12 protein-coding genes are annotated in these 10,867 nt (G+C 63.2%); 9 read left to right on the top strand and 3 right to left on the bottom strand.

The annotated features are described in order from the left end of the window. Nucleotides 1–142: 142 nt before the first annotated feature. The 4 genes from QQK18_RS19490 to QQK18_RS19475 all read left to right on the top strand — a co-directional run bounded on the left by QQK18_RS19490 (nucleotide 143) and on the right by QQK18_RS19475 (nucleotide 4,874). Nucleotides 143–838, top strand: a complete 696-nt coding sequence (locus QQK18_RS19490) for a CBS domain-containing protein (protein ID WP_284342029.1) — start codon at nucleotides 143–145, stop codon at nucleotides 836–838. A gap of 110 nt (nucleotides 839–948) precedes the next feature. After that, a complete protein-coding gene (locus tag QQK18_RS19485) occupies nucleotides 949–1,251 on the top strand; it encodes a hypothetical protein (protein WP_284342028.1) in 303 nt (100 codons plus the stop codon). A gap of 67 nt (nucleotides 1,252–1,318) precedes the next feature. Then, nucleotides 1,319–3,706: a phosphoketolase family protein gene (locus QQK18_RS19480; RefSeq protein WP_284342027.1), complete on the top strand. Its 2,388-nt coding sequence runs from the start codon at nucleotides 1,319–1,321 to the stop codon at nucleotides 3,704–3,706. Continuing rightward, nucleotides 3,696–4,874 (top strand): acetate/propionate family kinase, encoded by a 1,179-nt coding sequence (locus tag QQK18_RS19475; protein ID WP_284342026.1) that lies wholly within the window; start codon nucleotides 3,696–3,698, stop codon nucleotides 4,872–4,874. The genes QQK18_RS19480 and QQK18_RS19475 overlap by 11 nt, the downstream gene beginning before the upstream one ends. A gap of 1 nt (nucleotide 4,875) precedes the next feature. Here QQK18_RS19475 and QQK18_RS19470 read toward each other — a convergent pair whose 3' ends face one another. Both QQK18_RS19470 and trxC read right to left on the bottom strand, forming a co-directional pair. Then, nucleotides 4,876–5,631: an SDR family NAD(P)-dependent oxidoreductase gene (locus tag QQK18_RS19470; protein WP_284342025.1), complete on the bottom strand. Its 756-nt coding sequence runs from the start codon at nucleotides 5,629–5,631 to the stop codon at nucleotides 4,876–4,878. Nucleotides 5,632–5,699: 68 nt separating this feature from the next. After that, nucleotides 5,700–6,143, bottom strand: a complete 444-nt coding sequence (gene trxC / locus QQK18_RS19465) for a thioredoxin TrxC (protein WP_284342070.1) — start codon at nucleotides 6,141–6,143, stop codon at nucleotides 5,700–5,702. A 140-nt stretch (nucleotides 6,144–6,283) separates the two neighbouring features. On the opposite strand from trxC, the gene QQK18_RS19460 reads away from it, so the two are divergent. The 5 genes from QQK18_RS19460 (at nucleotide 6,284) to QQK18_RS19440 (ending at nucleotide 10,308) form a co-directional block, all read left to right on the top strand. Further along, entirely contained in the window at nucleotides 6,284–7,111 is an 828-nt protein-coding gene (locus tag QQK18_RS19460) for a universal stress protein (protein ID WP_284342024.1), read from the top strand. 73 nt (nucleotides 7,112–7,184) lie between these two features. Continuing rightward, nucleotides 7,185–8,507: a PAS domain-containing sensor histidine kinase gene (locus tag QQK18_RS19455; RefSeq protein WP_284342023.1), complete on the top strand. Its 1,323-nt coding sequence runs from the start codon at nucleotides 7,185–7,187 to the stop codon at nucleotides 8,505–8,507. Next, nucleotides 8,500–9,108 (top strand): response regulator FixJ, encoded by a 609-nt coding sequence (gene fixJ, locus QQK18_RS19450; RefSeq protein ID WP_284342022.1) that lies wholly within the window; start codon nucleotides 8,500–8,502, stop codon nucleotides 9,106–9,108. Before QQK18_RS19455 ends, fixJ begins: the two co-directional genes overlap by 8 nt. A 115-nt stretch (nucleotides 9,109–9,223) precedes the next feature. After that, entirely contained in the window at nucleotides 9,224–9,577 is a 354-nt protein-coding gene (locus tag QQK18_RS19445; RefSeq protein ID WP_284342021.1) for a response regulator, read from the top strand. 83 nt (nucleotides 9,578–9,660) lie between these two features. Continuing rightward, complete coding sequence (locus QQK18_RS19440; protein WP_284342020.1) at nucleotides 9,661–10,308, top strand: helix-turn-helix domain-containing protein; 648 nt, start codon at nucleotides 9,661–9,663, stop codon at nucleotides 10,306–10,308. Nucleotides 10,309–10,362: 54 nt separating this feature from the next. Here the strand turns inward: QQK18_RS19440 and QQK18_RS19435 are convergent, their stop codons facing one another. Continuing rightward, nucleotides 10,363–10,737 carry a hypothetical protein gene (locus QQK18_RS19435; protein ID WP_284342019.1) on the bottom strand — a complete coding sequence of 125 codons (375 nt, stop codon included), beginning with the start codon at nucleotides 10,735–10,737 and terminating at the stop codon, nucleotides 10,363–10,365. Nucleotides 10,738–10,867 lie beyond the last annotated feature (130 nt).

The raw sequence follows: 10,867 nt of genomic DNA, 5'->3' as shown, positions 1-10,867 counted from the left end.
GTGAAGTGCTGCAGCGAGTCCTATTCGCGTGCGTTCTCGCGAACTTGACCCGCATCAAATGCCCGACGTTTCAACGGATGACATGGATCAAGGCGCACGAGCTCCAAGGGTCCTAACTGGACCGCATCAGGAGGATACCGCAATGAAGGCAAAGGACATCATGGCACGGCAGGTGGTGACGCTCAGCCCCGGCAACAGTGTCAGCCATGCCGCCCGCATCCTGCTCGACCACCATATCAGCGGCGCTCCGGTGATCGACGACGAGAATACCCTCGTCGGCATCCTCACCGAAGGCGACCTGCTGCGCCGCACCGAGCTCGGCAGCAATCTGCGTGCGGACCTTGCTACACAGGAAGGTACCGAGAGCTTTATCCGTTCTCACAGCTGGCGTGTCGATGACGTGATGACCCCGCGGGTGGTCACGATCGGCGAAAACATGCCGGTCGGGGAGATCGCCCGGCTCTTTGAGACCAACAAGATCAAGCGCGTTCCGGTCATGCGCGGAGAGCGGCTCGCTGGAATCGTCAGCCGCGCAGATCTCCTCTTCTGTATTGCCGAGAGCCGCCCGGAACGGATTGCCAAGGGCGATCAGGCGCTCCGCACCAGTATCGCCGCGCGCCTGCGCGACATGCTGGGCACCGCGATCACGCAGCCCACGGTTTCGGTGATCGAGGGCGCCGTGCACCTCTGGGGCAGCGTGCGCACGGACATTGAACGCCAGGCGATCCGCGTTGTCATCGAAGGCGTCCCAGGGGTCAAGGGCATCGACGACCATATGCTCTGCGTCGGATCGGCCGAGGCGGATGAGTTGCGCGCCCCAGCGCCACAGGGCCAGTGAGCCTATTCTGGAAACGAAGGCATAACGAATGCAGCACTTCAACGTGTGTGTGGCTGGACCACCGTCAGGCGCGGCTCTTCGCGGTCGGCCGTGAACGGACGGATCAGACAGTGATCGAGAACGAGGACGTCGTCCACAAGATCCACCGCAAATCAGACCATGTCGGACTGGGGACCGAGCCGCTCGACACGGCGTTCATGGAGGCCATCAGCGACCGTCTCTCCACGGCAGGTGCCATTCTTCTGGTCGGGCCGGGTTCGGCCAAGGTCGAGCTTTCCGCACATCTGCATCACCGGCACCCGCAGGTTTCACGTCGGGTGTGGGCGGTCGAACCGATGGATCATCTGACGGCCGCCGAACTCGCCGCCACCGCGCGCAAGTATTTTCGCGCCGCTAGCCGCATGCGCGGCTGAAATCCAGACGACTTCGGAACCTTCGGAGGCCGCCGCTTCGTTACCACTGAATGCGATGGAGAGAGTCATGAAGCATGAAGCGGGCGATCAGCCCCTGCGACCGGACGAACTGGCGCTCATCGACCGCTACTGGCGGGCGGCCAACTACATTTCGGTCGGTCAAATCTACCTGCTCGACAACCCGCTGCTGCGCACGCCATTGAAAGCCGAGCACGTCAAGCCGCGACTTCTCGGCCATTGGGGCACGACGCCGGGCCTCAACTTCATCTATGCCCATCTCAACCGGGTCATCTCCCGGCGCGATCTCGACATGATCTACATCTGCGGACCCGGGCATGGCGGACCCGGCATGGTCGCCAACACCTGGCTCGAAGGCAGCTACAGCGAAATCTATCCCGACGTCCCGCGGAACGAAGAGGGCCTGCGCCGCCTGTTCCGCCAGTTCTCGTTCCCGGGGGGCGTGCCGAGCCATGCGGCGCCGGAGACGCCCGGTTCCATCCACGAAGGCGGTGAGCTCGGCTATGCGCTGATGCACGCATTCGGCGCCGCCTTCGACAATCGCGAACTGATCGTTGCCTGCGTCATCGGCGACGGCGAAGCCGAGACCGGCGCGCTTGCCGCCTCCTGGCATTCCAACAAGTTCCTCAACCCGGTTCATGATGGCGCGGTGCTGCCGATCCTCCACCTCAATGGCTACAAGATCGCCAATCCGACGGTCCTGGGACGCATGCCCGAGGAGGACATCGAACGCCTGTTCCTTGGCCTTGGCTGGGAGCCGCATTTCGTCTCGGGCGAGGATCCGGCATCCATGCACCGGCAGATGGCGGCGACGCTCGACCGCATCGTCTCACGCATCCGAACGATCCAGGACAGTGCCCGCGGTAGCCACGATGCTGCAACGATGCCGCGTTGGCCAATGATCGTCCTGCGCTCGCCCAAGGGCTGGACCGGACCCAAGCAGGTTGACGGCAAGAAGGTCGAGGGCTTCTGGCGTTCGCACCAGGTTCCGGTCGCCAATGCGCGTGGAGATGCCGGTCATCGTCAACTGCTCGAGGAGTGGATGCGCAGCTACCGGCCGCAGGAGCTCTTCGATGCAGACGGGCGCCCGCAGGGTGATCTTTTGACCCTGGCGCCGACCGGGGAACGACGGATGGGGCTGAACCCGCATGCCAACGGGGGCCTACTGAGGCGCGAACTGAAGCTGCCCGACCACCGCACCTTTGCGGTCGACGTAGCGGCACCGGGGCTGTCCGTGGCCGAGGCAACCCGGGTGATGGGAAGGTACCTCGCCGAGGTCATGCGTCTGAACGCGAGCGTGCGCAACTTCCGGCTGATGGGGCCGGACGAGACGGCTTCCAACCGCCTCGATGCGGTGTTTGAGGTCACCGATCGTGTGTGGATGCAGGATATCGAACCTTTCGATACCAACCTTGCCGCCGACGGCCGGGTGATGGAGATCCTCAGCGAGCATCTCTGCCAGGGCTGGCTCGAAGGGTATCTGCTGACCGGCCGGCACGGGCTCTTCTCGTGCTACGAGGCCTTCATCCACATCGTCGACTCAATGTTCAACCAGCACGCCAAGTGGCTCAAGGTCTCGCGCGAGCTGCCCTGGCGCAAGCCGATCGCCTCGTTCAACTACCTGCTCACCTCCCATGTCTGGCGACAGGATCACAACGGCTTCTCTCACCAGGACCCCGGCTTCGTCGATCTCGTCGCCAACAAGAAGGCCGACATCGTGCGCATCTACCTGCCGCCGGATGCCAATTGCCTGCTCTGGGTCACCGACCATTGCCTGCGGACCTACGACCGCATCAACGTGATCGTTGCCGGCAAGCAGCCCTCGCCTCAATGGCTCGACATCACGCAGGCCGACCGCCACTGCGACGTCGGCATCGGTACGTGGGACTGGGCAGGGACCGTCGCAGGCGACGAGGAGCCGGATATCGTCATGGCCTGCGCCGGCGACGTGCCGACGCTCGAGACCCTGGCTGCCGTCGACCTGCTGCGACAGGCTCTTCCGACGCTCAAGGTTCGCGTGGTCAACGTCGTCGACCTGATGACGCTGCAGTCCGAATACCAGCACCCGCACGGGCTGACCGACGCGCATTTCGACGCGCTCTTTACCACCGACAAACCCGTGATCTTCGCCTATCACGGCTACCCCTATCTCATCCACCGGCTCACCTATCGGCGGCACAACCACCCCAACCTCCACATCCATGGCTTTCAGGAGGAAGGCACGACCACGACGCCATTCGACATGGCCGTCCTCAACGGCATCGACCGCTTCCACCTAGCGCTGGCGGCACTGAAATGGGGGCCCGATGCCGGGACAGAGGGCGCGGCGCTGAAGGCGGAATTCGATGCCAGGCTCGCGGCCCACACCGCCTATGTGCGCGAGCACGGCGAGGACATGCCGGAAATCCGCGAGTGGACATGGACCCATGGCAGGTGACGGGCGAGAGGCCGTCCTGGCGCTGAATGCGGGATCGTCGAGCCTGAAATTCGGGCTCTATGACATTGCCGGCTATATCGCATGCCTGACCCGCGGCAGCGTCACACGTGGTGCCGACGGCAACCGCGTCCGGGCGAAAGGCGCGGATGGAGAGAGCATCGAGCACCACCTGTCCACCACACCGCTCGACGAGGCGGGGCTGATTGAGCAACTGCTCGCCTGGATCGCCAAAACGTTCGATCGTGCGGAGCCGAAAGCGGTCGGCCATCGCATCGTGCATGGCGGCACGCTGTTCACCGCACCAACGCTGCTCAGCGCCGAGGCGATCGATGCCGTCGCAAGCCTCACCCCGCTCGCTCCACTGCATCAGCCGCCGGCGGTGGCACTGATCCGTGCCGTCCAGGAGGTCGCTCCGCACCTTACGCAGGTCGGCTGCTTCGACACAGCCTTCCATCATCGACTTTCGCCGCCTGTCAGCCGCTATGCCATCCCAAGGGCCTATGAGCGCGAGGGCGTGCGCCGCTACGGCTTCCACGGGCTTTCCTACGACTATGTCGCCAGCGAGCTCGCCAATCGTTCCGCCGAACGCACCGTCGTCGCGCATCTGGGTAACGGTGCGAGCCTTTGCGCCCTCGTCAACGGCGAGAGCTGCGACACCACCATGGGCTTCAGCGCCCTCGACGGGCTCGCTATGAGCACCCGGCCCGGCCAGATCGACGCCGGCATCCTTCTCTACTTGCTGCAGCGCAAGGGAATGACGCCCGGCGAGCTCGAGACCCTGCTCTATCGCGAGAGCGGACTGAAAGGCGTTTCGGGCATCTCCGGAGACGTGCGCGAGCTTCTTGCCAGCAGTGCCCCCGAGGCGGCCGAGGCCATCGATCTCTTCGTCTTCCGCATCGCCCGCGAGACGGCCGCCATGGCCAATACGCTCGAGGGGCTCGATGTCTTCGTCTTTACCGGCGGCATCGGCGAGCATTCGGCGCCCATCCGCAAACGCGTGGCCGAACGCCTCGCCTGGCTCGGGGTTTCGCTCGATGAGGCGGCCAACAGTGGTAACGAGCGCCGCATCTCGACGCAGTCGAGCTGCGTCGAGGTCTTCGTTTTCCCGACCGACGAGGAAATGGTGATCGCGCGCCAGACAGTGGCGCTTCTCAATGGACGTCGCTGAGCTATTTGGCGACGTACCCGCCATCGACAAGATGATAGCTGCCGGTGATGAAACCGGCCTCCTTCGACAGCAGGAAACAGGTCAGCGCAGAAACCTCCTCTGAGGTGCCGAGGCGCCCGATTGGGTGCATGGCGGCAATGGCCTTGAGCGTCTCGGCGTCGAGGTGTTTGGACAAGAGCGGCGTGTCGATGAAACCGGGTCCAACCGAATTGATACGGATGTTTTTGTCCGCATATTCGATCGCGGCCGTCTTGGTGAGGCCGACAACGCCGTGCTTGGCCGCGACATAGGCGGGCGCCGTCGCGAAGGCTACGGACCCCAGGATCGAGGCCATGTTGACGATGGCCCCGCCCCCACGCCGCACCATGGCCGGCAACTCGTAGCGCATACAGTAGAAGACGCCGGAGAGATTGACATCGATCACCTGCTGCCAGCCTTCGAGCGTATACTCGCCCGTCGGCATCCCGACACCGCCTATGCCCGCGTTGTTGACTGCAAGGTCGAGGCCTCCGAAGGCGCGCTCGGTATGCTCGATCATCGCCTCGACTTCTCCGGCGACGGCGACGTCGATCTCGAAAGCGGCTGCCTCGCCGCCGTTCGCCTTGATCTCGTGGACGACGTCCTTCAGCAGATTGCCATCGCGGTCGGCGACCATTACGCGGGCGCCTCCGGCGGCAAGTTCTCGCGCGATCGCCGCTCCTATGCCCGATGCCCCGCCAGTCACCACCGCGACCTGTTTCTCAAACCGCTTGCTCATTTTTCGATCCTTCTCTGAAGACGCGACCCCATCCTGGGGCAGTCTGGCGAGCATGGATGTGATCGAGATCAAGCGGTCACGCGGCCGGGCCCTGTGTGCTGTCTTAGCCAGGCAGAGATTTGCGAAGATGGCATGGCGCCGGATTTGCGGGCGACTTCGTGACCGCCGTGAAACAGCAGCATGGTCGGAATGCCGCGTATGCCCAGACGTGAAGCCATGGCCGGTTCGGCCTCGGAATCGAGTTTGAGGAACCGGAAATCCGGCTCGAGGCGGCGTGCAGCCGCTTCGTATTCCGGCGCCATCACGCGGCAGGGACCACACCAGGCAGCCCAGATGTCGACGACGATAGGGATGTCGCTGCGCGCGATCTGCCTATCGAGCCCGTCGCCCGTGACGTCGGCGGGCTGACCGGTGAAAAGAGTGGCTCCGCACTTGCCGCAGCGGCCTTCACACGCAGGTTTGCCCGCCGCGATGCGATTGATGCTTCCACATTGTGTGCAAACCACGTGCATGGCGGCGCTCACTTTTTCTTCCTCACCATGGCCAAGGCTAGCTCGAAAATGGTCGAAGACGGCTTGAGCAGGATCAAATCGGCCTCGCAATGAAGCAATACGCTCGCCGCAGTTTCCGTTCCCCTGAGGAGGTTGGAGAAATGATCAAGGATGTCATTGTCTATCTCACCGGTTCGTCGGCCGACGAAGAGCGCATGGCACACGCACTCGCCGTCACGGCGCAGTTTGATGCGCATTTGACGGGCCTGCACGCCCACGCGCTACCCCAGCTCACGGTGGCCACTGACGCTTCGCTTGCCGCCGAGGTTCAACAGGTCATTGTCGAGTCGACGCAGCGTGCCGATGCCGTACATGCGATACTCGAAAGGCAATTCGCTGTCCTCGCCATCCCCAACGACCTGCGGCGCATCGACGCTTATCCGGGTGCGCTCGGACGTGCGGTCGCTTCCGAAGCCCGCACGGCCGATCTCTTTATCGGTTCGCGGCCCTACAACAACGCCAACGACGAGGAGCGTCTCGAAGAGGTGGTTCTTTTCGGATCCGGACGCGCCTCATTCCTCGCACCGCCGGCCCATCGAGCACCTGACAGATATGAACGGGTGCTCGTTGCCTGGAAGAATACCCGCGAATCCGCCAGAGCCGTCGCAGAAGCGATGCCGTTCCTGCGTTCAGCCGGCGAGGTGATCGTCGCGGTGGTCGAGGAGGACGGTGCGAGCGAAGAGCGCGGAATGCAGCCACATGGCGATATCGGCCGGCATCTCTCTCGGCATGGCGTCAAGGCGGAGGTGCGCGTCATCGACGGATGGACCCGCTCGGGTGATGCTATCCTCAACGAGGCCGGTCGCTCGGGTGCGCAGCTCGTCGTCATGGGTGGCTACGGGCATTCGCGCCTGCGCCAGTGGCTGCTCGGCGGGGTAACTCGTCAATTGCTCAGCGAAGCACAGGTGCCGATCCTGATTGCACATTGATCCACGACTGGTCAACTTGAAGCGCAGGACCAGGCGGGCTAGACATTCCCCGTAGTACAGGGGCATCAAGACCGTGCAGAGGATTGCCAGCGAGGGAACCGCGACTGTGCTGGCGCTCATTGCGCTTGCCACGATACTCGCGAGCGCACTGCTCGACCTTCCCGGCGAACCGTTTGTCATCCCCATCGCCTGCCTCGTCCTTGCCTGGGCGCTCGTCCTGCTGATCATACTGGCGAGTCGCGCACGCCGCACCGCGGCCGAAGCCGTGGCGGCACTCGACAACAGCGCCGCCCACCTGCAGCTCATCCTCGACACCGTGCTCGATGCAACCGTGGTGATCGAGACGGACGGGACGATGATCTCGTTCAATAAGGCGGCCGTGCGTCAATTCGGCTATTCGCCCGAGGAAGCAGTTGGCCAAAATGTGCGCATGCTGATGCCCTCCCCTTACCGGGAGCAGCATGACGGATATCTGGAGCGGTATCTGACCACCGGCGAGAAACGCATCATCGGGACGGATCGGGTCGTCGTCGGCCGGCGCAAGGACGGGTCGACATTCCCGATGAATTTGGCGGTCGGCGAGTTCAATTCGGCCGGCAAGACCTATTTCACCGGCTTCATCCGGGATCTCACCGAACGTGAGGAGAGTGCCGCCCGATATGCGGAGGTGCAGAGCGAGCTCGCCCGTCTTTCACGCCTCAACGAGCTGGGGGAGATGGCTTCAACGCTCGCCCACGAGCTCAACCAGCCGCTATCCGCGATCGCCAACTATGTGCAGGGCTCGCGGCGGCTGATCGAACGGGTGCAAGGGCCCGAAGCGCAAAAGGTGCGGGAGGCGCTCGAGGAGACGGCGAACCAGGCGCTGAGGGCCGGTAACATCATCCGGCACCTGCGCGAGTTCGTCACCCGTGGCGAGACGGAAAAGACAAGCGAGGACATCAAGAAGCTGATCGAGGAGGCTGCGGCGCTGGCCCTAGTGGGTTCGCGCGAGTATGGCATCCGTACGGTGTTCAATTATGGCATCATCGAGGGGAATGTCCTGGTCGACCGCGTGCAGATCCAGCAGGTGCTGATCAACCTGATGCGCAACGCCATAGAGGCGATGAGGGATACCGAAACGCGCAGCCTGCACGTCGAAACCCGCCTTACCAATGAAGGTCACGTTGCCGTCGAGATCGCCGATACAGGCACAGGCCTGACCGCGGAGGTTGCTCAACAGCTGTTCCGGCCGTTCGTTTCGACCAAGCCCGGCGGCATGGGGATTGGACTTTCGATCTCAAAACGTATCATTGAGGCGCACGGGGGGTCGATCGATGCGCGAGGCAATTCCAGTGGTGGCGCAACCTTCGTCTTCACGCTCCCCCTGTTGAGCGAGGCAAGTTCCGAGCATGGCTGATATTGTTGTCCACATCGTCGACGACGAAGAGCCCGTCCGCAATTCGCTGGCGTTCCTGCTGACGAGCGCCGGGTTCGCCGTGCGCACCCATGCCAGCGCCACCGATTTCCTGGCCGTTGCCGCCAAGATCACCAATGGCTGCCTCGTCACCGACCTGCGCATGCCCGACATCGACGGCGTCGAGCTGCTGAGGCGCCTGCGTGAGATGGGCGCCATGCTGCCCGCAATCGTCGTCACCGGCCATGGTGACGTGCAGCGGGCTGTCGAGGCAATGAAGAACGGGGCGCTCGATTTCATCGAGAAGCCGTTCAGCGACGAGGCGTTGATCCAATCCATCGAACGAGCCGTGGCTGCAGCCGAGGACCGCGTGACGAGTGCGGCCGGAACCGACGTTATCCGCGATCGCCTGAAATCCCTGAGCGAGCGCGAGACGCAGGTGCTGCGAGGGGTTGTGGCCGGCCTTCCCAACAAGTCGATCGCCATCGAGCTCGGCATCAGCCCACGCACAGTCGAGGTCTATCGTTCGGCCCTGATGGGCAAGATGCAAGCCCGGAGCCTGCCGGAACTTGTCCGCATGGTCATGGAGATCGACGTCGATTGAAAGGCCTCGTCGCGGGACGGTGATCGCGCGACCCAGCAAGATTTGATCTGGCGCAACCAAGATCTCTGTCCGGGGAGTATGTCGGTCCTGACACACTGCCTCGAGTTCGAACACCATGGCCAACGGCCGCATCCTCATCGTTGCCCCAGAAATTGACCTTCGCCGATCGCTTCGGTTCGCGCTCGAGGCCGAGGGCTACGCTGTCACCGATCTACCGCACATCAAGATTCCGCCTCCAGATTTGCGCTATGATTGTACCGTGCTCGACCGCAAGGCAGCGGTCGGACCACAGGCTGACATCGTCGACTTCTGCCGACGGTCGGACCCGGTCATCCTGCTTTCCGAGGTTGGCATCCCGTGGCTTGCCGACAGCATCGCGGCGGTGGTCGAGCGGCCGGTGGCGGGTTTCTCATTGGTCAAGGCTATCGCCAAGGCAACCGCCTCCCCGGCTGCAGCGACCACTACGTAGTTCCCCTAGTCAACCAACACGAATTTCGCTCCACCGGCTTCCTTGGCACTCTCGGTCCAGTCAAAACCGAGGCCTGTACCAAAATGCCGACCGCAAGCATCAGCGCTTTTCAACCCCGCTCCGCAAACCATCCCGTCCTTGCGTCGAACCTTCTGGCGCACTCGCGCCCGAGCGCGGTGACGCCCTACAATGAAGGCGCCGTCATTTATGCCCAAGGCGAACCTTCCGGGCCGCTCTACCTCGTCGAGTATGGGGCCGTGCGCATTCACCGCCTGACCTATGACGGTCGTCGGCAGATCAGCGCTTTCCACTTCGCCGGCGAAGTCTTCGGGTTCGAAGCGGACGGCGAGCATCACTTCTACGCCGAGAGCATCGACCGCGTCGGGATACGCACGCTGCGGCCGTTCTCAGAGGACAGCAACCTCGAGGGCGTCCTGCCGCTTGCGCTGCAGAGCCTGATCCGGGCCCAGGAGCATCTTCTGGTGCTGGGCCGGCGCACGGCGATGGAAAAGGTCGCCTCGTTTTTTGCCGACCTCAACGTGCGTCAGGGCGAGACCGGCAATGTCTACCTGCCCATGCAGCGCAGCGACATCGCCGACTATCTCGGTCTGACCTTCGAGACCGTCTCGCGCATGCTGCGCAAGCTGATCGATGCGCGCACGATCCGTCTCGCCTCGACCAAGGAAGTTCAGATCCTCAACCTCGAGGCCCTGGAAGACCTCAGTCAGTGAACCTCCTCCCTGGCTAGGACTGGCGGCCGGCGTTGAGAGAACGCCGGCCGACCTTCATTGGGGTCTAACGTCGATGACCTGGAACGTGTGCAGCGACCCGTCGTCCTCGCGAATCGACACGTATTCGCCCGGAACGAACCTTTCTGAGTCGTAGCGGAAGCCGGCTTCGTCGTCGAAGTCGGTGCGGTCGTCATAGTCGAAAAACCAGCGACTGCCCGGCCCACGCCGCAGACGGCCGTTCATTGCCTCTTCGCCGGGCCGGAAGCGCCGGACACGGCAGCGGGCGGGATTCTGCATCCAGGAGTCCGCATCGATGCGACCATCGTCCGTCAGCGGCAGGTAAATGTGATAGGCGTATTTCGAGTCACCGAACGGGTGGCCCGGCTCGCGGGCCAGCTCCAGAAAAACTTTCGCAATCCGGCTGCTCACCATTTCTCTCCTTCTTTGTGGATCCAGGTAGCAGTAAGCCGACCCGAACCGTCCTGCACTTTGATGCAGGTCAAAGGATTTCTTCCCGATCAGTCTAGCGTCCGATGAGAGAAATATCCGTTCATCGCTG

This window comes from Devosia nitrariae (assembly GCF_030160115.1).
Taxonomy (GTDB): Bacteria; Pseudomonadota; Alphaproteobacteria; order Rhizobiales; family Devosiaceae; genus Devosia; species Devosia nitrariae.
The sequence above is the reverse complement of the archived record's forward strand: the minus strand, read 5'-3'. Positions and strand labels throughout refer to the sequence as shown.

Excerpts from the sequence above, each read along its gene's own strand:
- QQK18_RS19445 (WP_284342021.1), top strand. The coding sequence starts at position 9,224 with ATGGCCAACGGCCGCATCCTCATCGTTGCCCCAGAAATTGACCTTCGC.
- QQK18_RS19440 (WP_284342020.1), top strand. The coding sequence starts at position 9,661 with ATGCCGACCGCAAGCATCAGCGCTTTTCAACCCCGCTCCGCAAACCAT.
- fixJ (WP_284342022.1), top strand. The coding sequence starts at position 8,500 with ATGGCTGATATTGTTGTCCACATCGTCGACGACGAAGAGCCCGTCCGC.
- QQK18_RS19475 (WP_284342026.1), top strand. The coding sequence starts at position 3,696 with ATGGCAGGTGACGGGCGAGAGGCCGTCCTGGCGCTGAATGCGGGATCG.
- QQK18_RS19460 (WP_284342024.1), top strand. The coding sequence starts at position 6,284 with ATGATCAAGGATGTCATTGTCTATCTCACCGGTTCGTCGGCCGACGAA.
- QQK18_RS19490 (WP_284342029.1), top strand. The coding sequence starts at position 143 with ATGAAGGCAAAGGACATCATGGCACGGCAGGTGGTGACGCTCAGCCCC.
- trxC (WP_284342070.1), bottom strand. The coding sequence starts at position 6,143 with ATGCACGTGGTTTGCACACAATGTGGAAGCATCAATCGCATCGCGGCG.
- QQK18_RS19480 (WP_284342027.1), top strand. The coding sequence starts at position 1,319 with ATGAAGCATGAAGCGGGCGATCAGCCCCTGCGACCGGACGAACTGGCG.
- QQK18_RS19470 (WP_284342025.1), bottom strand. The coding sequence starts at position 5,631 with ATGAGCAAGCGGTTTGAGAAACAGGTCGCGGTGGTGACTGGCGGGGCA.